This window comes from Methanothrix soehngenii GP6, from assembly GCF_000204415.1.
Lineage (GTDB): Archaea > Halobacteriota > Methanosarcinia > Methanotrichales > Methanotrichaceae > Methanothrix > Methanothrix soehngenii.
Map to the genome: position 1 here is coordinate 2,487,518 of NC_015416.1, position 22,148 is coordinate 2,509,665.

18 protein-coding genes are annotated in these 22,148 nt (G+C 49.4%); 10 read left to right on the forward strand and 8 right to left on the reverse strand.

Translation table 11 applies throughout. The features are described 5' to 3' along the window. Positions 1-305: 305 nt before the first annotated feature. The 4 genes from MCON_RS12440 to MCON_RS12460 all read right to left on the reverse strand — a co-directional run bounded on the left by MCON_RS12440 (position 306) and on the right by MCON_RS12460 (position 4,678). Positions 306-1,136: a CPBP family intramembrane glutamic endopeptidase gene (locus MCON_RS12440; protein WP_013720305.1), complete on the reverse strand. Its 831-nt coding sequence runs from the start codon at positions 1,134-1,136 to the stop codon at positions 306-308. A 79-nt stretch (positions 1,137-1,215) separates the two neighbouring features. Continuing rightward, entirely contained in the window at positions 1,216-1,743 is a 528-nt protein-coding gene (locus tag MCON_RS12445; protein ID WP_013720306.1) for an SRPBCC domain-containing protein, read from the reverse strand. Between the two features lie 597 nt (positions 1,744-2,340). Then, positions 2,341-2,664, reverse strand: a complete 324-nt coding sequence (locus tag MCON_RS12450) for a carboxymuconolactone decarboxylase family protein (protein ID WP_048132461.1) — start codon at positions 2,662-2,664, stop codon at positions 2,341-2,343. A 280-nt stretch (positions 2,665-2,944) separates the two neighbouring features. Then, positions 2,945-4,678, reverse strand: a complete 1,734-nt coding sequence (locus MCON_RS12460) for a chloride channel protein (RefSeq protein WP_013720308.1) — start codon at positions 4,676-4,678, stop codon at positions 2,945-2,947. A gap of 182 nt (positions 4,679-4,860) precedes the next feature. Between MCON_RS12460 and MCON_RS12465 the strand changes: the two genes are divergently transcribed. Then, positions 4,861-6,570: an ExeM/NucH family extracellular endonuclease gene (locus MCON_RS12465; protein WP_052297580.1), complete on the forward strand. Its 1,710-nt coding sequence runs from the start codon at positions 4,861-4,863 to the stop codon at positions 6,568-6,570. On the opposite strand, the gene MCON_RS12470 is transcribed toward MCON_RS12465, so the two are convergent. Further along, the gene (locus tag MCON_RS12470) at positions 6,562-7,518 is read right to left on the reverse strand and encodes a nucleotidyltransferase domain-containing protein (RefSeq protein WP_013720310.1); all 957 of its coding nucleotides are present in this window, start codon (positions 7,516-7,518) and stop codon (positions 6,562-6,564) included. The two genes, MCON_RS12465 and MCON_RS12470, sit on opposite strands and share 9 nt — an antisense overlap. 231 nt (positions 7,519-7,749) lie before the next feature. On the opposite strand from MCON_RS12470, the gene MCON_RS12475 reads away from it, so the two are divergent. Both MCON_RS12475 and MCON_RS12480 read left to right on the forward strand, forming a co-directional pair. Further along, the gene (locus MCON_RS12475; protein ID WP_048132469.1) at positions 7,750-7,935 is read left to right on the forward strand and encodes a hypothetical protein; all 186 of its coding nucleotides are present in this window, start codon (positions 7,750-7,752) and stop codon (positions 7,933-7,935) included. A gap of 97 nt (positions 7,936-8,032) precedes the next feature. After that, positions 8,033-14,866 carry an immunoglobulin domain-containing protein gene (locus MCON_RS12480; RefSeq protein WP_162145021.1) on the forward strand — a complete coding sequence of 2,278 codons (6,834 nt, stop codon included), beginning with the start codon at positions 8,033-8,035 and terminating at the stop codon, positions 14,864-14,866. A gap of 344 nt (positions 14,867-15,210) precedes the next feature. Here the strand turns inward: MCON_RS12480 and MCON_RS12490 are convergent, their stop codons facing one another. Then, the gene (locus MCON_RS12490) at positions 15,211-15,789 is read right to left on the reverse strand and encodes a pyruvate kinase alpha/beta domain-containing protein (protein WP_013720312.1); all 579 of its coding nucleotides are present in this window, start codon (positions 15,787-15,789) and stop codon (positions 15,211-15,213) included. 91 nt (positions 15,790-15,880) lie between these two features. Between MCON_RS12490 and MCON_RS16330 the strand changes: the two genes are divergently transcribed. The 4 genes from MCON_RS16330 (at position 15,881) to MCON_RS12510 (ending at position 17,964) form a co-directional block, all read left to right on the forward strand. After that, entirely contained in the window at positions 15,881-16,027 is a 147-nt protein-coding gene (locus MCON_RS16330) for a hypothetical protein (RefSeq protein ID WP_157863819.1), read from the forward strand. Further along, positions 15,984-16,496: a nitroreductase family protein gene (locus MCON_RS12495; RefSeq protein ID WP_013720313.1), complete on the forward strand. Its 513-nt coding sequence runs from the start codon at positions 15,984-15,986 to the stop codon at positions 16,494-16,496. The genes MCON_RS16330 and MCON_RS12495 overlap by 44 nt, the downstream gene beginning before the upstream one ends. A gap of 175 nt (positions 16,497-16,671) precedes the next feature. Beyond that, a complete protein-coding gene (locus tag MCON_RS12500; protein ID WP_013720314.1) occupies positions 16,672-17,250 on the forward strand; it encodes a DUF937 domain-containing protein in 579 nt (192 codons plus the stop codon). A gap of 390 nt (positions 17,251-17,640) precedes the next feature. Next, a complete protein-coding gene (locus tag MCON_RS12510) occupies positions 17,641-17,964 on the forward strand; it encodes a hypothetical protein (protein WP_013720315.1) in 324 nt (107 codons plus the stop codon). Positions 17,965-18,038: 74 nt separating this feature from the next. Here the strand turns inward: MCON_RS12510 and MCON_RS12515 are convergent, their stop codons facing one another. Continuing rightward, complete coding sequence (locus MCON_RS12515) at positions 18,039-18,479, reverse strand: SRPBCC family protein (RefSeq protein WP_013720316.1); 441 nt, start codon at positions 18,477-18,479, stop codon at positions 18,039-18,041. A gap of 109 nt (positions 18,480-18,588) precedes the next feature. On the opposite strand from MCON_RS12515, the gene MCON_RS12520 reads away from it, so the two are divergent. The 3 genes from MCON_RS12520 to MCON_RS12530 all read left to right on the forward strand — a co-directional run bounded on the left by MCON_RS12520 (position 18,589) and on the right by MCON_RS12530 (position 21,156). Further along, a complete protein-coding gene (locus MCON_RS12520) occupies positions 18,589-19,143 on the forward strand; it encodes a dienelactone hydrolase family protein (protein WP_013720317.1) in 555 nt (184 codons plus the stop codon). 77 nt (positions 19,144-19,220) lie between these two features. Next, positions 19,221-20,531 (forward strand): transposase, encoded by a 1,311-nt coding sequence (locus MCON_RS12525; protein ID WP_013720029.1) that lies wholly within the window; start codon positions 19,221-19,223, stop codon positions 20,529-20,531. A 217-nt stretch (positions 20,532-20,748) separates the two neighbouring features. Continuing rightward, positions 20,749-21,156, forward strand: coding sequence for an alpha/beta hydrolase family protein (locus MCON_RS12530; RefSeq protein ID WP_013720318.1), 408 nt, complete (start codon positions 20,749-20,751; stop codon positions 21,154-21,156). Between the two features lie 48 nt (positions 21,157-21,204). Here MCON_RS12530 and MCON_RS12535 read toward each other — a convergent pair whose 3' ends face one another. Continuing rightward, on the reverse strand, positions 21,205-22,008 hold the full coding sequence (locus MCON_RS12535) for a 4Fe-4S binding protein (RefSeq protein ID WP_013720319.1): 804 nt from the start codon (positions 22,006-22,008) through the stop codon (positions 21,205-21,207). Positions 22,009-22,148 lie beyond the last annotated feature (140 nt).

Sequence of the window (22,148 nt, forward strand, 5' to 3'; positions counted from 1 at the left end):
GTAAGGAGGAGGAGCTGGTTAAGATCCTGTGGATCGTGACCATCAACAAAGCGCATAAACTCTACAAACATTTTGAGGTGTGAGTTATGAGCATAAAATAGGTTCAATTTGTGGAAAAATCAGGCCATTTTACCGGTAAAAATAAGCTGAAGTCTCACCCTCAGCGCTATTTTACAGGTTGAGAAAGCAGCACCCTAAAAGAGATTAAAGCCGGAAAATCATACACAATCATATGCAAGGACCACGGAGAATGACATCGGCTCTGTACGTCACCAGCGACAGCGCCTTTAGGCGGGCTCATCCCATTAATCCAATCCATGAGATTGCCCTTTTCGGCCATACCTGAACCGAGCTAATGTCTCGGGTCCCCATAAGAACACCACGATCATGGCCGTGATCGTTATGAGCCCATAGGCAATAGCTGCATCGCCCAGCTCTAATGCTGAACGACTGCCGGGAAACACACTCCTCCCTGTATTGGTCACAGCATGAAAGAGTATGGCCGCAAATACGCTATTACCAGTGTTGTTATAGAGCCAGACGGTCAGGATCCGGAAGCTAACGGTCAGTATGCTACCCCATATGAACAATCCCGGAGCCATGCCCATCGAAATCATCGATGGCCAATGCCATATCGCATGGATCGACCCTATGATGAGACAGGCTGCCAGTGCGCTGTACAGGGCTTGCATGGGATCGGTGACATACCCCGTATAGCCAATCTCTTCTAAAGCCGCGGCGAAGAAAAAAAGCCCAAAGATGAACGGCGTCAGAAGGGGCAGATGCCAAACGGTGGGGACCGGCAGCCCCACAAGACGCATTATCCAGTAGGTCAACACGTAGATGAGCGGCATCAAAAAAATGATGGGAATATACCAGATCTTTCGTGTGATCCTCTTATAATCGAAGGTTCTCCCCAAGAGCTTCCGCACCCCAAAAAGCTTCTCCTCCCTGTACACAAGGATCAAGGCAGCTATCGTCGGGGCAAAAGTGGCTGCAATGTCTGTCACGGGAAGGTTATCCACGGGAAGCTTAATTGGAAAGATGGTATTGAGCACCCAAAAGGGGATGGAAATGGCGTAAACCAATACAAAGAATAGATAAGGTGACCCTTTTAATGCCGTACTATTATTCATAGCTGAAATCTCCTAAATGGATTAAATTAGTTTTGATTGTATAAAGAAATATCCTTTTGGATTGCGCAAATGAGCATTTTCATCTCGTTTGCTCAGCGTGCTCCCTAAGCGCCTGGTTCATCTCCTGAAAGCTTTGTTCAGTATCGTTGAGTATAGCTCCCGAAAACGGCACCAGAATCCCTCTGAAAGTCTCGCTCTGAATGAAACGCACCCTGTTCGCACCAAGAGGCTCGATGTTGAGGCTATGCTCACCGTCGAATATCCCGGGGATGGAAAAGCGGCCGAGCCAGCGCAACTCCCTTTCGGGCTGCATAAAAAGGACGGTTGGATTGAAGGTCATTGTGCGACCGCTTAAGTTCAGCTCAATTATCAGTTGCTGCCCTGGTTGGATTGCTCCATCTATCTGACGGATAAAGGGATTCCATTGAGGATATGCCTCAAAGTCCGTCAGCACCTGCCAGACTTTAGAGGCTGTTGCATTGATGGTGACCTCGGTTTGGATGGTCCTCTGGGTGATTGATGTGTTTGCAGCAACAAGCATCGCTATGTAGAGAATTACCAGGAGGATAAGCACTCCCAACGCCGCACGAGCAATGAGTTTCGTCATAGTATGATCCTTTTATAGGACTTAATTTTTTATATACTTTTTCTATCTGTAATTGCTGCTTTGAATTGCTCTTTTGCCCTGATGCTCAGCTGCGGTAAGCCGCCCTGCCGTTACAGCAATCAAGACAATCAGGAACTCGGCAACATCGACTTGAAGCTGAGCGAGCATACCTGAACCGAGCTAGTGTCGTAGGACCCCACAAGAACACTACGATCACAGCCGTGATAGCAATGAGCCCATACCCGATAGCCCCATCCCACAGTTCGAAGGTTAAACGACTGCCGGGAAATATGCTCCTTCCAGTATTGTTCACGGCATGAAAGACTATGGCTGCAAAGACGCTTTTTCCAGTGTTGTTATAGAGCCAGACGGTCAGAATCCGGAAGCTAACGGCCAGCATAACTCCTCCTAATATAATTAATGGCTCCTCGCTATTTTGCATGGGTGAACTTGAATCGGAGATTCTCTGTGTCTCTGTTTCTCTGTGGTGAACCGCTATGCTCTGACCCAACCACAGAGGCACAGAGGAACAGAGGCCATATTCCCAGCCTCAACTCACCCACATAATTCAGCAAAGAGCCGAAAAAATTGAAGGGTTTATTTCTCCATCACTTCGCCCAATATCTTCATGCCTTTGGTGAAGGGCGGCATTCCCGACGTGAGGAGAACGACCCTCAGTACATCCACTATCTCATCCTTGGTTACGCCAAACTCCTTTATGGCGCTTATCATCTGCTTCTTTGTAGCCCTTTCGTCGGAAGCAGCTGCATTGATCCCCATGGCGATGAGCTTCTGGGTCCTGTAATCCAGGACCTTGCCGGTGTAAGCTGCCTCGTTCAGGGCTACTATGGCCTCATACAGATCCGGATAATCTCTCTTTACCATGGCCATGCCTTCGCCGAAGAATACCTGTTCTTTCATGCAATTCACCAATTAATTTACTACCTGCCTGAAGTTATAGATTGCTGTTAAGAGGATGTCTCTTTGCAGCCGTTGACCTTCAGACTCGCTTGGTCGAGAAAATACAAGTCAGTTGCCTGTACCATGTACCCCGCTAAGTCGAACTTGGATTGGGCAACAGTGTAGTAGTCGCGGACTGCGTCGAATTCAAGCCTGTGGAGAACTCGAAGGTGCTCGATGAAGCAGGAAGCCCCTGCCCCTTCAGGGACAAGGGAAGAAGTCACCGCACTTTTTGTCCATGCTACTTTGTAGCCTCGTCCTGGCTTCTTTTCATCTCCCTCTCATAAGCCCTGATCACATCCGAGCGGGTGATGATGCCAATCAGCTTCTGAGGATCGTCTTTTTCCACCACTGCCAGCCTTCCAACGTCATTTTCATACATGATATCCATGGCCATCTTGGCCGACTGGTGGGGATTAATGGTGATAGGAGCCCTGACCGCCACCTCCTTTACTGTCATCTTCTCCTGCTCATGCGGGGGAATTCTCCTGATATCGTCAAAGGTTATCATCCCAACCAGACGGCCTTCATCCACCACAGGGAAACCGGTATAGTTGCAGCGGTAGATGCCATCTCTCACCTCCGAGATCCTGCAGAGGGGGCTGACGGTGATCACCTCTTTGTGCATCGCCTCCCCCACCGATACTTCGGAGAGCACCGGCTGGGGAAGATCGAGATAAATGCCCTTTCTCATCAGCTTGATAGTGTAAATGGACCCACCCTTCAACAGAATTCGAGCCACGGTATAGCTGGTGATGCAACAAATAATCAGAGACGGCAAGCCACTATAGTTGCCGGTCATCTCCGTGATCATGAATATACAGGTGAGAGGTGCCCCGGCTGTCCCGGCGAAAAGAGCCCCCATGCCCAGGAGCCCGTAGTCCAGAGGATTGGCAATCTGATCGGGCGCCAGGATCTCAGCCAGCATGCCCGCCGCCAGGCCGAACATGGTTCCAATGTAGAGCGTGGGCGCAAACACCCCGCCGCTCCCTCCGGATCCGACGGTGGAGGATGTTGCCAGCATCTTCAGCAAGCCCAAAGCTAGGAGCAGAAGGAGCAGATCAGTGGCTGGTGCTCTCGCTGCCAGCATGAAGATGTTATTGATGCCCTCATAGCCCACTCCCATTATGCCGAACTCGAAGAAGAATATGCCGCATACTCCTGCTGTTAGCCCGCCGACCGCCGGCTTCAGAATGTCAGGCAGAGGCAGATCCTGGAATCGGTCCTCAAAGAAGTAGTAGCCTTTCACCCATAGGAAGGAGAGAAATCCAAACAGGGGCCCGATGAAAAAGCAGAGAACCATATCGAAGGTGGTAAAGTAAAAGTTGGGATTCACGAACTCCGGCACGGGATCGATCAACTCCGTTGCTACCGCTTTTCCCACCACCGCCGCCAGCAGAATGGGTACAGCATCAAGTGATGTGAACTTCTTGCTGATCACCTCCATGCTGAATATCGCCCCGCCCATTGGTGCATTGAAGGTGGCGGCAATCCCCGAGGCCACGCCGCAGCAGGTGAGCACCTTCAAATCGCGTGCAGACAGCCTTATGGCTTTGCCGATGGCCGAGCCTGCTGAGGCTCCAATCAGGGCAATGGGCCCCTCCCGCCCGGCGCTCCCACCGCTGCCCAGGGTTATTGCGGAGGTGAAGATGAGAACCAGACCGGCTCGCTTTCTGATGTCGCCGGTAAACCTCTGCAGAGCGATCATGATATGAGATATGCCGTCGCCCTTCGCCTCCGGCGCCAGCTTGTAGATCAGAGGTCCGACGATGAGGCCGCCAAGGACCGGCAGCAGAACGACGAAGTAGCTATTCGGCAGGAGAGGGAGGAGAAAGCCGAAGAAGAAATCGTGGCTAAGCTCCACCAGCTTTCGGAAGGCCACTGCCCCCAGGCCCCCGCTTATCCCTACCACAATGGAGAGAAGGTCCAGGTAGATCCATCGCAGATCTTCTGTGAGCTTCAGATGGATATTCATCCACTCGCCATAGGCTAACACATATTCAGATGGTGATAAAAAAGCTTTTCTTTTGGAGGTGACTACTCCGAACTTAAGGAAGGCTTGATCAGAGGGATGGAATGGATTTGAATTTATCGATTATCTTCGTTCTTTTGGCTGCGAGCGCTGCAATCTCGACTGCTGCTCCGGGCGGAGAATCAATGATTGCTGATCTGACCATGATTCATGCCATCCAGGGAGATGGACAGTCAAGCCCATTTCAGGGGATGAAAGTCTCGATAGAGGCTATTGTTACCGCTGATTTCCAGGGAACAGATAAGCTGGAAGGATTCTTTGTCCAGGAAGAGGACAGCGATATAGATGACAATATTGAGACCTCAGAGGGCATCTATATCTATGATCCTGGACGGCTGGGAGTGAAAGAGAATGTCACCAGAGGTGATCTGGTCATAGCCAGGGGGCATATCGAAGAGTTCCATGGCCTGACCCAGATGAATTTAAAGGAGATAAAAAAGAAAAAGGCTGGCAAAAATGAGACTAAGAGCACTTTGACCGCCCACCAGCTCATCCTGCCGCTAAAGGAGGATTCGCTGGAAAGATACGAGGGAATGCTCTTGATGCTCCCTCAAGATCTGGTCATCACCGATATTGAGAATTTCTCCGCATATGGGGAACTGGCCATATCTCCCCAATCCCGGCTGCCTGTTCCCACCAACGTTGCCAAGCCCGGAGCCCCAGCCGCGCAGGTCCAGGAATTGAACAGTCGCAGCATGATCATCCTTGATGACGGCAGCAGCCGAAGATTCCCCGAGTCTTATCCATTTCCAAGAACCATTCGCTGTGCAGACACCATCCAGGGAATTATGGGGATAATGAGCTATGGCTACGGAAATTATAGATTGGAACCTTTGAATATCTCTAAAATCATAATATCCAATCCCCGGCCGATGAATCCTGAACCAGTGGGCGGCAGATTAAGGATTGCCAGCCTGAATCTGGAAAACTACTTTAACGGCAATGGAGCAGGCCGTGGTTTTCCCAGTGCAAGAGGAGCCAGATCGAATGGCGAGTTCGAGCTGCAGAGAGCTAAGATCATTCAGGCTATCACTGATATGAAGGCGGATGTGATCGGTCTCATCGAGATAGAGAATGATGGCTATGGAAACCTGAGCGCCATTCATGATCTATGTGACGGGCTGAATGCTCGTGAAGATGGGATTGGGTTGGAGAATTATTCATTTGTAGACCCGGGATCACCAAAGCTAGGCGATGACCTCATATCAGTGGGATTGATCTACAACAGAACAACGATCAGACCCATAGGCAAGGCAGCGACGACATCCATGGGCGCTTTCTCATCGGGCAACCGCCAGCCTCTGGCCCAGACCTTCGAGGAGATCAGCACTCTTGAGCGGCTTACAGTCGTGGTCGTTCATCTGAAATCCAAGAATCCGCCAGGAGGGGATGAGGTGGCGAATGGAGACAATAGGGATTGTGGAGATGGTCAAGGATACTGGAATGGTGACCGCACAAGGGCCGCAAATGAGCTGATAGATTGGTTGTCTTCCGATCCTACTGGAAGCCATGATCCCGACTATCTGATCCTGGGGGATATGAACTCGTACAGAAACGAGGATCCCATCATGGCCTTGAAGAGGGCCGGATATGTTAACCAGATTTCCTCTCTGCTCGCCTCTAATTCTTACTCATATGTGTTTCAGGGCAGATGGGGGGAGCTGGATCATATCCTGGCAAGCCCAAGCCTGACCGGACAGGTAACTGGAGCGAGCATCTGGCATATAAATTCCGATGAATCCCCTGACTTCGGCTACAGTGGCATTTGGAGCAGCCCAGACAAATATCGCTGCTCGGATCACGATCCATTGATCGCAGGAATCAGTCTAACCTGAGCCCTGGGCTCTCAGGATCAAAGCGGCATTGGTCTGCCAGATGGCCCCAAAAGCGACCAGACAGAATCTCAATGCCTCCCATCTGCTCCCGCGAAAGCCATGCCGCTTGATGGCAGCTGCATTCCTCAAAAGCTCCAGCTTCTGCTCGCTTGATAGACCTAGGTTCTTCTCTAAAAGAAAGCGCAACCGGTCGAAGACAGCATTCTCGAATTGCGATGCTTCGGCAAAGCTTCTCATCTTCTCCTGAGGGGGAGGAATCATGCTTTTCTGGTAGATGTTCACCGACTCCACCTCATAGAAGAGCGCCTTGACTGCATAGCCTGTTGCCTTCTGAGGAAGGATCAAGGCGAGGACAAAAGAGGCAAGAGCAATGCTTTGAGGCACCATTATAGCTTTCAGTCTTTCCCACCAGGTGAAGTGGGGATTTATCTCCGGGCGAATGTCCCGGCCGAAGAGAATCTTGCCCTCATATTTCATTTTGTAAAGCAGAGTGAGCTGGCTGGCGACGAGAACAGCACCCGGCAAAAGGTCCGGCCTCTTGACCAATCCTTCACTCCAATCGATATCATTCGGTCCAAACACCTCAAAGGGCTTGTAGAGCCTGACATGCTTTTCCAGAAACTTGATCGATTCTTCCAGGATGCTTTCACTCATGCCTGTTGATAGAACCTTCTCAAACTGCGTGCCATGCTTTTCATTCAGTCGCCAGAAGAGAGATTCAGCAAACCTTTCCACCCTGCGGACAGCAGCATCGCTCTTTGTCTGAATGATGAGATCTACATCGCTCTTTCCCAGGATGAACTCGCCTCTGGCTGCACTTCCGAAGAGAAGGATAAAATCTATATCATCCTCCATTGATCCCACAAGCCCAGAGACGAACTCTTCCAGGAATAGTTCAGCTCTCTGCTGATCCGCTGTCTTCAGGTTATTTGTCATATTTCCACTCATTATTATTTATATCAATCTGTTCTTCAGGGAAAAAAGCCTTGTCATATCAGCTAAATTGGTCCATTGTCGCTCGGGCATTTCAGAAATTTCATTTAAAAATAGAAATGTTATTTAAAAAATTTCAGTAGCTCAATCCAGTGAAATGAGTGCGATTTTCCTGTTTCCATGCCCGCTACCTTCCGTAAAATAACAAATATATATTAAATAAGCCTAAAGCTATTTATACGATCAATGAGAAAATATGCTAAAAAATATGTAAATCTCTGCTGTGTCAAAGACCAGGATCCTCCGGAGCCAAAGAGTCCTGAGTCTCATATGATTAAGTGCTGCATGATAACGGGCTGGATGATCAAGGGCTGGAAGATTTGGGGCGGGATAATTGAGGGCATTGGGGATAATTCATATGAAAAATTATAGCTGCAATAAATGGTTGATTTTGGTGATATTTTTGGCCGCGTTAACGATTCTGTGCTGTCAGAGTGCTTATTGCAGCCAACCCTGTATCGCGATGGATTTGAATGCATCCTTTGGGGGATCCTTTGACGACGAGCTATATTCCATTCAGCGAACCAGCGATGCGGGGTATATAGCCACTGGCAGAACAAAGTCATATGGCGATAACAATTATGATTTATTTTTGATAAAAGCCGATAAAAGCGGAAATATTTTATGGCAAAAAAATTATGGCGGGGCCAGAGAGGATGAGGGATATTCAGTAGAAGAGACCGCTGATGGTGGCTATATTGTAGCCGGAAGAACCAGATCCTATGGCAGCGGAATGTACGATGTTTGGCTGATGAAGGTAGATCCGTCCGGAGAGAAGATATGGGATAAAGCCTTCGGAGGAGCACTGGATGATGAAGCAAGCAGCATAAAACAGACTATTGATGGCGGATTTATCATCGCGGGCAATACAAAATCCTTTGGCAGCGGAATGTATGACGTCTGGTTGCTCAAGATCGACCAGTTCGGTGGCAAAATCTGGGATAAGACCATTGGCGGATCCCGAGATGATATGGGGGATTCGATCCAGGAGACTCGTGATGGAGGATTCGTCGTCGCCGGCACAACCGGCTCCTGGGGAAATGGCGATTCTGATGCCCTGCTGATTAAAATTGATTCGAATGGGAATGAGCAATGGAAAAAGACATTCGGTGGGCCCAGAAGCGAGCGGAATCCCTGGAGCAGAGGGTGGTCGGTCCAGCAGACTGCTGATGGCGGCTTTGCCATGCTCGGCTCCACCAACTCCGTTGGCTCTGGGGGATATGATATCTGGTTTATCAAGACCGATGCCAATGGAGATAAAATTGCAGATAAGGTTTATGGCGGAGCATACGATGAGGAAGGAGGCTCCCTGGTCAAGACAAGAGAAGGACACCATATTCTCATAGGTTCGACAAGATCCTTTGGCTCCGGGGGCTTTGATGCCTGGCTGATCATGACCGATCAGAATGGCGAAAGGATATGGGATCAGACATTTGGCAGCAAACTGGATGATAAGGGCTATTCAGTCATTCAAACGGATGATGGCAGCTCTGTCTTTGCCGGAAAGACAACGCCCTATATCGCTCAGACTACAAGAAGAAAAAGCGCATGCTACGGCGATTGTCAGCAACAAGAGCCAGCTACCTATTATGATGGCTGGCTGGTCGCTATCAGATCAGCTCATCCGATGATCGAGATCCAGCCTGCTGACTATTCAGCCTGCGAAGACCAGGAAGCAAGATTCAATGTGGTCGCTGCCGGAAATGGGCCGATATCATACCAGTGGTCGAAGAATGGATCCCAAATCGCTGGGGCTACAACAGACTCATACATAATTCCAGCCGCCAAGTTGGCAGATGCTGGAAGCTACCGGGTGAGGGTGAGCAATGCTTGCGGTTCTATCGAATCGAACCCTGCAGTTCTGACCGTCAGCTCAAAACCGGTGGTGGAGATTGAGCCGCTTGATGAGATTGCCTGCGAAGGATCGGAGGTTTTATTGAATGCGCAGGCATCTGGAACCGAGCCTCTGAACTACCAATGGAAGAAGAACGGAGAGAATATCACAGGAGCCAATACAAACCGCTATCTGATCTCCAGCATCCTGCCGACTGATGAAGGCGATTACAGTCTGGCAGTGAGCAATATATGCGGTATGGCAGAATCCGGAGCGGTTCACATATCTGTGAGATCCAGGCCAAAAATTCTGGTGCAGCCAATCAGCCAAACCGTCTGCACCGGCTCGCCGGTCTCCTTTGAGGTCCAGGTTGCCGGCAATGAGTCATATACCTATCAATGGCAGAAGGATGGCCTGAACATTACCGCAGCCAATGCCGCCGTTTTAAGCATATCAGCGGCCAATAGTACGGACCAGGGCAATTACAGTGTAATCATAGGCAGTGACCTATGCGGCTGGACTCAATCCGATAAGGCTAAATTGAGCATTAGATCAATGCCGATGATCACAGGACTGCATTTGCCTGCCAGCAAAAAGATATGTGAGGGATCGGATATAGCTCTTGTAGCCGATGTGACCGGCAGCGATCCCATCACAATTCAGTGGATGAAAGACGGATTGCAGATTCCTGGTGCAAACCTTGACTCTTTTGTCATCAAGAATGCGACCCGCAATGATTCCGGCAGCTATAGCCTGATCGTCAGCAACGACTGCGGCCAGATTGAATCAATTGCGTCCTATCTAAATATCGCAACCAGACCAGAGATTCTTGTCCAGCCTGCCAACCTGAGGGTATGCCAGGGTGCGGCAGCAACGTTCTCTGTTCAAGCCAAGAGCAGTGAGCCATTAAGCTATCAGTGGTTCAAAGACGGTATCAAGATAGATGGTGCTACGTCAGAATACTACACCATCCCTCAAACTAACCTTAGCGATATGGGAAGCTACTCGGTGCAGGTGGCAAATAACTGCAGCCAGGTCGAATCAGAGGCCGCTGGTTTGGATATAATTACCATGCCAAAGATTCTACTGCAGCCGGCAAACCTGAAGATATGCCAGGGCGCTGCAGCAAAATTCGAGGTTCAAGCAGAAAGCAGCGAGCCATTGAGCTATCAGTGGCTCAAAGATGGAGTGAATATCCCCGCTGCTACGTCTGATACGTACGCCATCCCTGCCTCTAACCTAAACGATACGGGAAGCTACTCAGTGCAGATAACAAATAACTGCAGCCAGATCGAATCAGAGGCAGCTGATCTGGATATCATCGCCAGGCCGAAGATTCTTCTGCATCCGGCCAACCTTAAGATATGCCAGGGTGCAAAAGCAAAATTCGAGGTTCAAATAGAAAGCACTGAGCCACTGAAGTATCAATGGCTAAAAGATGGAATCGAGATTCCGGGGGCAACAGATGATAGGTACACAATCGATCTAGCTGATATTGCCGATATGGGAAGCTATTCCGTTCTGGTGGCAAATAGCTGTAGTCAGATCGAGTCGGAGGCTGCCAGTCTGGATATCATCGCTATGCCTGATATCCTGGCCCAACCGACCAGCCAGAATGTATGCCAGGGGACGAGGGCAGCATTCTCTGTTCAGGCAGAGAGCAGTGAGCCATTGAGCTATCAGTGGCTCAAAGAAGGAATCAAGATAGAAGGTGCAACATCTGAATCCTACACCATCCCTCAAACTAGCCTCAGCGATACAGGAAGCTACTCAGTCCAGGTGAGCAATAATTGCAGCCGGATTGAATCGGAGGCTGCTGTTCTGGATATCATCGCTATGCCTGATATCCTGGCCCAACCGACCAGCCAGAAGGTATGCCAGGGGACGGCTGCAACTTTCTCTGTTCAGGCCAGGAGCAGTGAGCCATTGAGCTATCAGTGGCTCAAAGATGGAGTGAATATACAAGGTGCTGCGTCTGATACGTACACTATCCCTGCCTCTAACCTAAACGATACGGGAAGCTACTCGGTCCAGTTGAGGAATAATTGCAGCCAGATTGAATCAGAGGCAGCTGATCTGGATATTATAGTCATGCCTCAGATCCTGTCCCAACCGACCAGCCAGAATGTATGCCAGGGGACGAGGGCAGCATTCTCTGTTCAGGCCAAGAGCAGTGAGCCATTGAGCTATCAGTGGTTTAAAGACGGGATCAAGATAGATGGTGCAACATCTGAATCCTACGCCATCCCAGCCGCTAGCCTCAGCGATACGGGAAGCTACTCAGTCCAGGTAAGCAATAACTGCAGCCAGATCAAATCGGAGGCTGCCAGTCTGAATATAATTGCTATTCCTGAGATTCTGATACAGCCGGTCGGCCAGAGGGGGTGTGAGGGGGCTACAACAACATTTTCCGTTCAGGCAGAGAGCAGTGAGCCATTGAGCTATCAGTGGTTCAAAGACGGTATCAAGATAGATGGTGCTACGTCAGAATACTACACAATCCCTCAAACTAACCTTAGTGATATGGGAAGCTACTCAGTCCAGGTAAGCAATAACTGTAGCCAGATCGAATCGGAGGCTGCCAATCTGGATATCATCGCCAGGCCGAAGATTCTACTGCAGCCGGCAAACCTGAAGATATGCCAGGGCGCTGCTGCAAAATTCGAGGTTCAAGCAGAAAGCAGCGAGCCATTGAGCTATCAGTGGCTCAAAGATGGAGCGAATATCCCCGGTGCTACGTCTGATACGTACACTATTCCTGCCGCTAAACTAAACGATACGGGAAGCTACTCGGTGCAGGTAGCAAACAATTGCAGCCAGATCGAATCAGAGGTCTCCAGTCTGGATATCATCGCCAGGCCGAAGATTCTTCTGCAGCCGGCAAACCTTATGATATGCCAGGGTGCTGCTGCAACATTCCATGTGGAAGCATCAAGCTACGAGCCAATTGAGTACCAATGGCTAAAAGATGGAATCGAGATTCCGGGGGCAACAGATGATAGGTACACAATCGATCTAGCTGATATTGCCGATGTGGGAAGCTATTCCGTTCTGGTGGCAAATAACTGCAGCCAGGTCGAGTCGGAGGCTGCCAGTCTGGATATCATCGCTATGCCTGATATCCTGGCTCAACCGACCCGCCAGAGGATATGCCAGGGGACGATGGTAACATTCGCTGTTCAGGCCAAGAGCAGTGAGCCGTTGAGATACCAGTGGCTTAAAGATGGAGTGAATATCCCCGGCGCTGCGTCTGATACATACACCATCCCTGCCGCTAACCTCAGCGATATGGGAAGCTACTCGGTCCAGGTAAGCAACAATTGCAGTCAGATCGAATCGGAGGCTGCTGTTCTGGATATCATCGCTATGCCTGATATCCTGGCCCAACCGACCGGCCAGAAGGTATGCCAGGGAACGGCTGCAACGTTCTCCGTTCAGGCCAAGAGCAGTGAGCCATTGAGCTATCAGTGGCTCAGAGATGGAGCGAATATCCCCGATGCTACATCTGAATCCTACACCATCCTTGCCGCTAACCTCAGCGATACGGGAAGCTACTCAGTGCTGGTGGCAAATAAATGCAACCAGATTGAATCAGAGGCAGTCCGCCTGGATGTAATTTCATCACCGGATATTCTTGTGCAGCCAAAAAGCCTGGAGACGTGCGAAGGTGCGGCAGCAACATTCGGCGTAAAGGCAAGCGGTGGCGAACCGCTGGAATACCAATGGTATAAGGACGGTACAGAAATAGAAGGAGCAACATCGAATTCTTATTCGATTCCAGTGGCTAGCCCCAGCGATAGGGGAAGCTACTGGGTACAGGTGAGAAATAGCTGCAGCCAGATCGGATCCAATGCAGCAATCCTGGATATCGTAGCCAAGCCGGAGATTCTTGTGCCGCCGACCAGCCAGAAGATATGCCAGGGAAGCGCAGTGACTTTCACCGTCCAAGTGGAGAGCAGCAAGCCTTTGAGCTATCAATGGTTTAAGGATGGAATAAAGATTCCTGGAGCCACCCAGGATGTTTACACGATTGCTCGGGCCGTTCTCAACGATACTGGAAGCTACTGGGTGCAGGCGGCAAACAACTGCAGCCAGATCAAATCCGGTGCTGCTGTTTTGGAGATAGTTGCATTGCCCGAGATTCATCTGCCGCCGGCCAGCCAGAAGGTGTGTGAGGGGGCGGCAGCAACGTTCTTTGTTCAGGCAGAGAGCAGCGAGGCATTGAGCTATCAATGGTTCAAAGATGGAATCGAGATCTATGAAGCCACGGCGGATGCTTATACTATTCCAAGAACCGGCAAATTTGATATGGGCAACTACATGGTACAGGTGAGAAATAGCTGCGGCTCGGTCGAATCAAAGGCCGCTTACCTGGAGATGGTCTCAATGCCAAAGATCCTTGTTCCGCCCAAGGGCCAGAGGGTATGCCAGGGAGATGCAGCGACATTCTCTGTGCAGGCAAGCAGCAGCGAGCCATTATCCTATCAATGGTTCAAAGACGGAAAGATGATCCAGGGAGCAACTGCTGATACCTACACCATCCCAGCCGCAACCTTTGGCGATACAGCGAGCTACTCAGTGCAGATAAGAGACAGGTGTAATCTGATTGAATCGGAGGCAGCAAATCTGCAGACAATTGGGGTGCCAGCCATCTCCCTCCAGCCGGCCAGCCAGATCGTATGCCAGGGAACGCCTGTGACTTTCAATGTTCGGGCAATAAGCGATGATCCTCTGAGCTACCAGTGGTTCAAGGACGGAGTGGAGATCCCAGGAGCCATAGCTGAGGTTTATACCATTCAAAAGGCCATCACAGGCGATAAAGGAAGCTACTATGTGCAGGCAAGAAACAGCTGCGGCCAGATCGAATCAGAGACTGCAAATCTGGATATAATCGCATTGCCTGAGATTTTGGTCCAGCCAACCAGCCAGAAGGTCTGCGAAGGATCGACGGCGACGTTCACTGTGTTGGCAAAGAGTGCTCAGCCTCTGACCTATCAATGGATAAAAGGCGGCAGGATCATTCCAGGGGCCAACTCTGAGGAGCTCACCATATTCGATGCGAATATGGAGGATATGGGTGAATACAGAGTTGCTATATCCAATGGATGCGGATTCATCGATTCAAATGCTGTGAGCCTGATAGTAGAAAGGCCGCCTGGGGATGTGGAAATTGAACCCGATTGCCTGATTGCCGACGCCGGTGAGACTGTGGCGTTCATAATGAAGGGCACCGCTGTTGGGGCAAATTCCTATCAATGGGAGAAGAATGGAGAGATAATTCCAGGAGAGGTATCACCCTCATTGATAATCCTTAATCCGAGACCATCTGATTCCGGCGGCTACAGACTGACAGTAAGCAATGGCTGCGGCTCGAATAAATCAAAAATGTCAGTGTTGAGGGTGGTGGAGGATTCAACAAAGGTTGATCCATGTTTAAATCCGCTGTCAGCATGCTGCAATTCGAGCTGAGGACGCTCGGGGATGCGCCCGAATGTGGCTGAACCCCTCTGAGAAACTGGGGGGCTCTATCACAGCCAAGCGCTTATAGTATCCCTGCACGTGCTCCCTTTTCCCTTTTTCATTCCTTTTTCTGGGCTCCTCGCTATGTAGTATGGGTGAACTTGAATCGGAAATTCTCTGTATCCTTTTGCATCTGGGGTGAACAGCGATCCTGACCCAACCACAGAGGCGCAGAGGAACAGAGACCAAAACCGCGGCCGGGCCTGACCCACATAATTCAGCGAAAAGCCCTTTTCCTGCACCTGCATTGTCTCCTTTCCTCTCCCTCAATCTCGTCCTCGAGCTTCTTCTTCTCACCTTCCCTTCAGCTCGTCTATATTCAAGGGATTGAGAGGCTTGCAGATGATCTCATTAACCCTTAGCCTTTTCAGATGCTGGCTGGAGGCGGCCTGCATCACCAGTGCGGTATCCGATCCTGAGGCGGTCCCCGCTATTGCTATTACCTTCTCTCCCGAGACCAGGAGGCCGGCATCTGTGGCCATGAGCACTATCTCGAAGCAGACCTTTACCCCCTGGCAGAAGCATCGCAGGAGGTTAGCCATTGTGGTAGCGCTGTTTGAGCCGTAGAGCCCGTCGGTATGAAAGAGCATCGTCCCAAAATGAACCTCATGCCCCTCTCTGCGCAGCTCTCTCGTCAGCGGCTCAGGAAAGGCATTCTGCTCCCGATGAAAATCCCACTGATGGGGCACTACTATCAGCTTGATACCATCCCGGCTGAAAAAGTCTTTCGCCTTCACCGCAGTAGATCCAGTGGTGGAAGCCAGGACTAGCTTCCTGATGTTCAGGCTGCTTGATCTCTCCTGCACCAGCCGAAATGTCTCTAGGGTATTTTCCGATCCTCCCTCATCAAAATAGACTATCTTCTTATCCATTGAGCTTGTCACCTCTCCATCTTCAATCGACCGCATCTGATATCTTTTCTTCGGCTTTGAAAAGAGAGCATAAGCCCGGAGAAGACGAAAGATGAAAGATGGAGATGAAATCTGGAAGATAAAAGATGAAAGACGGAAGATAAACGATTTATGTCCGGGGGACGAAAGATTTCAGCAGACAGTGGAGGACGATTATGCTAGATATATTGAGAGACCGGCGGAGCATCAGGAAATATAAGGATGTGAAGATCGATGAACAAATCATTGATCAGCTCAAGGAGGCTGCTTTGCGCTCACCAAGCTCCAGGGGTATCAATCCCTGGCGGCTTTTGTTCATCACCGATAAGGATATGCTGGAGGTGCTGTCCCGCGCCAAACAAAGCGGCTCCGGCTTCCTGAAGGGAGCCAGTCTGGGTGTGGTGGTCATAGCCAGGGATGAGGAATCGGACGTCTGGATTGAGGACTGCTCCATCGCTTCCATCATCCTGCAGCTGACTGGCCAGAGCCTGGGGCTGGGATCATGCTGGATCCAGATCCGAAACCGGATGCATAATGATGGCCAAACCTCTGAGGATTATATCCGAAAGGCCCTCGATCTGCCGGAGGGATCGAAGGTGGAATGCATGATCGCCTTTGGCTACCCTGATGAGATAAAGGAGCCCCATCCCAAGAGCGAGTTGGAGTACGGGAAGATACTGGAATCATAGGAAGGAGTGGTTGGGAAAAGGGCATGAGGATGGTCCTAACTCATCAATCTTTTTTATTCTGACAATTATTAACTCTGGTTAGAACTACTGAATGTCCAGAGAAAGGAGTTAATACTCATTAGAGCATATATGCTTAGCAAGTACATAGCTCAACTGTTCATTAGGAGATGAATTAATGGATTCAGTGGTTAATATGGCAATGGAACAGCTTATGGCGGGAGATAATCTCTCTATATTAAGCAGCAAAGTTGGTGCAGACGAACAATCCACCAAATCCGCCCTGGAGATGGGCCTGCCCCTATTATTGGGAGCCATGAGCAGCAAAGCCTCCAGCAATGATGGGGCGAACGCTATCTTGAGCGGTCTTGCCGATTCAGCCAAGGGCAACTCAATGCAGGACATGGCCAAATACTTTGGCAGCAGCAGCTCATCCTTTGGACCGGGCATGCTCAATTCCATATTGGGGAGCAGCATGATTCCCATTCAGCAATCGATCGCTAAAAAGACTGGACTGCCTCAGGAGGTCGTCGGCCAGCTGCTTACTATGGCTCTGCCTCTGATTCTGGGATATTTGACAAAAAGCTCCCCAGAAAAGGAGATGAAACCGGATGATCTCTCAAAGCTGCTTGATGAGCAATCGAAGATGGCACTCACCTCGTCGCCAGAGGCTGAAGCAATGATGAAGGATATCCTATCCGCACAGGACAGCGGCAGTGGATTTATGGGGATGATCAAGAAGCTGTTTAAATCTTAGCTATATATCTCCCGAGTGGGGAAGGCTGCTCCTGCGGCAGCAGCCATGCAGATGAGCGAAAATAGCCACAAATTTTTGATAGGATTCAGGTTCTGGTGGTCTGCATGAGGCTGGATAGCTGCAGGACTGTTTTGCCAGTGAAGCCAAATATGTTCAGGGGCAGCCTTTCCTCCCCGCAATGCTGATTTGGAGACTGCTCCCCGGCTGCAGAAATGTCCAGAATTCATATCGATGCAAAAATTGATATGTTGGTGAACATAGAAAGAAAGAGGAAGGAATAAGCTGATAGATGAGGGCGACTGCAGCATCTAAAAAAAAGCCGTTGGTCGAATCCTCCTATCAAGAATATCATTGGAGAGTCTTGGTATAACGCCATAGGAGGTTATATTTATGAAGATGTATATAATTTCTGTATTGATTCTTTTAGCGATAGCATGCAGCAGCCAGTCAACGGATACAGTGAACATCAGCAGAGATTCTGGCATGGCAATACTGGCCAATCTGACAGAAGGCTCTTCCAGCCCCTCTGCGGTCCAGGAGAGCATGCTGCAAAACCTGACAAACCAAACAAACCAGACAAATCAGACTGGCGACGCCCGACTGTTAGCGAATGATGACTTGTGGAGCTGGGGCAAGATTCCCATTGGCTATGAGGTAAGCGATAACGGAACTCTGATCAACCTGGCCGAGCAGGAATGGGCTCCAAGCATCTAAAGGGCATACTGACAAGACTCTTTAATTTTTTAGCCAGCCGCACTCCAGGCCATATGATGATGCAAAAGCTTGCCTCATAAAGATCTTCTCTCCGCTTCCCTCTTGAGATATAAGAGCGTCTGCTGGATCGACCTTGAGAGCATCCTTTTCATTGTGCCGCGCAGAATGCTTGGCAGGAGACCTTCCCAGGACTCCTCCGACCTGACGAGCGCTTTTTCTCCTCTCTTCTCGATCTGCCAGAGATGAACCGCCTTAATTCCAGTGGTCGTGCCAGTCCAGACCAGATGGTGGGGCCTTTCCATCTGCAAGACTGTTGAGCGGATGGTCAATTGGCCAGCCTTCCAACTGAACCTCGTGCCGACAGCCAGATCGCCCTCTATAAAGGCGGCCTTGACATCCGAATTCCAGTCCGGCCAGCTGTCGACGGCGACGATGATATCCCAGATGGTCTCTGGCGAGGCCTCGACCTCAACCTCTCGAGAGGCTATTACGGGAGCTAATTCATTTATCTTCATTTCCGGATTTCTCCAGGATCACTCATCTCCTCATACTCAATAGGTTTATCGATCTCAAGATCCTTTTCGCCAGCTTTTTCTAGGTCTGGTGAAGAGCAGATACGAGAAAATGGCAAGCTACAAGGCAGGAGCAGGACTTCTAATTGCCGCTTTGGCTATTGCTCTATTCATTGGATGGATGGGCCTTCCCGGCAGCATTCCAGCAACCAAGCTCAATAGCCTGGACTGGAAGGTGGAAGAAGATGGCAGGCTGGATTATCTGATCTCAATGCCCGAGTTCAATCTGAGCGAGGAGACGGTTGAAGGCAATAGCTCCTTGATTACAGTTCGGTATGCCAGCCGGGGAGCGGAGATGGCGGGACTTTTGAGACTTTCGAGATTTAGCAAGACCGTCAGCGATGATGCGAACAAAAAGGACAGTATTCCCGGAATAGTTCTCCTGCCCGGAGCCACAGTGACCAAAGAGCGGGAGCAGGGTTTGGCCAAGCGCCTGGCCGACCTGGGATATGCCACAATCACCTTGGACCAGAGAAACCTGGGGGCGATTGATGTTAATGCGGATCTTGCGCTTTTTATAGATGGAAGAGAGCCTGTGGAGCATATGATGGTCTATGATGCCCTGTCTGCAGCCGAAGTTCTGCGCTCTGTGGGCACAATCTCCTAAATAAGTGATGTAGGCAGGGCACATTCTATCACAAGTTATTAATATTATGATAATCATGTACCCTGTGTGACCCTACAATGACTGAGATGCAATTAAGCTTGATAAATTTTCCGTATCGTGAAATGCTTTCAAATATCTTCCAGGATTACTCAAACGACTTTGAATTTACTGCGAGCGGTATTTTTCGGAAAATAGTGCCGCCATTATGTCCCGAATGTGGCCATCCAATGAGCCATAATGGTTTTAACACCTGCCAGAAGAGACATCTCGGAGGGGCAAACGTCGGGAAATATTTATGTGGCGCTTGCGGGAAGTCAACCGAAGAAGATCGAGACTTCTGGATCAAGCTAAAGGCAGACTTCTTCGGGATTGTCACGGAAATCTGCACACGTCTGAGGCTTAATCACGTATCTTATGAAGTGATAGAATCGATAATGGGCTATCTGTATCCTCGGGATAAAGATACCATCCGGAACATGGTCCAGTGCGCGATTGAGGAGACAGATGTCCCTTCGGTCAAAAATATCCAGTTCGTGCATTATGACGAGCAACATCCCAAGGCAGGACGAAACCAAAAGTATCGTTTGACACTCCTTGATTCGGTAACAAGGCAAGTAATCGCGGATGAGCTTTTCGATTCAAAAGATGCCGATACTATCGAAGGTTTCCTTCGAAGAAATCTCGACACTCAAAAGCAGATATTTATTGTCACAGACCTTTACAGAGGATACAGCAATGTTTTTAAAAGAGTATTCGGCAACAAGGTAATCCATCAATTCTGTTTGCTCCACTTGAATAAGCTCATAGTCAATGATTTTCCTCGAAAAACAAGCATCGAACAGGAATTGCTTAAATACAAAATGCTTAACATATTTTTTAACCGTGAACTTGAGATTGAATTCCTTTCCACCTTGATCGAAGAAGAGAAAATGATGAGACAGAGAAGCAACAAGGAATACAAATCATGGATTGCAGAAGCCAAGCACCTATTTTATGATTTTGTTCGACGTCTGGAATTGAGACGTAGAAGAGAAAGCAAAAACCTTGAGCAAAGAACTTATCATGAAGCTTTAAATAATTTTAAATTTTTAAAGATGCAATCCGACTCGTTTATGATATCCGTTAGAAAGAGGCTGGATAAAATCGAAGAGCTTTGGCCAAACCTTACAGCATTTTACTTTACCGATAATGCCCCGGCTACAAACAATCCCATAGAAAATTACTATTCAACAAGTCTCAAGACTCATAGAAAAAAACAATTAGAGGAACCAGGAATCAAAGAGCAGATAAAGCTCTCTGCGCTAAAGAGAGCAGGAGTCTTTGGAAGGCCTCAAAAGTCTCTACTCAATGCATTCTTTATGTTCATTCCTTTTCTAGATACGGGTTAAAAGATTCGGCATCGCCTAACCAGATTCTAAAACAATAGCGTTAGCTTAGTAATTTTTTTTAAAATACAAAATTATTTTATAAATTATTCTGATAAATTTGCTTTAATCAAACCAAATGGGCCGATTTGTGTAACCACATTAGCAATAATATCATAAATGAGACAATCTATCGCTGGTAAAAAACAAATTTCACTTGATTTCTAGATAGTGCCGCTCTGTGCCCGAGATCGACCCGGAGAGGATCATTTATGCTGGAGAGAGCAATGGTGCTCGAACTGCCATCATCGCCTGCGCCCTGGATGAAAGATCTAAGGGCGTTCTGGCCTTAAGCACCTGCGGTTATGGTACCGATGCCGTCGTTGCCCAGTTGGGCATCGAGGATGAGGATATAATTCGCTTCTATCGATCCATCGATCCTGATACCTATCTACCTCTGATCGCACCCCGGCCATTGGCTATGATCCACTCCAGAAACGATACGGTGATTCTCTATCCTCTGGCGGTGAAAACTTATGCTCTCGCTTCTCAGCCCAAGAGCCTGATCTCTGTGGACTGCACAGTGCATGGCTACTGCCAGGAGATGGATGAGGGGATCGAAAAAGGGCTGAAAGGAATGGTTTCATGATCTAATATGCATCATGCACATATCATGATCTGAGCCCTCGAACTTCCCTCATATCCCTCCGTAGTTTTGCGCATGCTCCCAGGCCCTGTGGCCCTCCGGGAAGCGATCCGGCCGGGAATAAATCGATATATCCTCCCGGCGAAACAGCCGCCGATCCAGACCCACCGGGCAGACTTTGATGCAGATTCCGCAAGGGGATATGCCCTTCTGGTTCAGCTCATTGCTATGCTCGGCACAGCTCTTCTTATTGGTCAGACCCTGGGGGTAATCCCTCTCATCCAGTGCATTGACCGGACACATCTTGACGCAGCGCATGCATTCAGAGCAGAGCTTCTCATCTCTAATTGGGTCCGATGGAAGAACTGCGGAGGTGAAGACAGAGCCGAAGCGCACCCGGGGACCATAATCTGGCGTCAGGAGCATATTGTTCACACCGAAGCTTCCCAGGCCTGCCAGAAAGGCAGCATGGCGGTGGGAGAAGATTGCCACCGGATTTTTCAGCAGCGCCCGGATTCCGATGTATCCATCCCTGGGAACGAAGACGGAAGGATGGCCCAATTGGGTGAGATAGCTGGCCAGGCGGTAGGTATACTGGTCGAGAAGGGAGTTGACTGTGCTGTACAGCTCCCGGTAATAGACAGAGGGCGACGTTTCCAGAACTGGCAGGCTGATTGGTAGGCCGATGACTATCACCGACCGGGCTTCGGGGTATATAGACTGAGGATAGAACTCCTCCGGCATCCAAGGCTGAAATGGGGGTTCTTTCCATCGATCCACGCTGGCCACTCCCACCAGGGGTATCTCCAACTTTTCGCACCATTTCTGGATAGCGGCTTTCAGCTCATTGCTCATGAAAGGATCATATGCCGCTCAAAGGATAAAAGGATCACCAGGGATTATCGGCGGCTTGAAGATCCCTTCAGATATCCCTGGCACCCCCTCTTTCATCGCTATTTTATAATTATTTTATCATTATTCTATAGCTGCAGCAT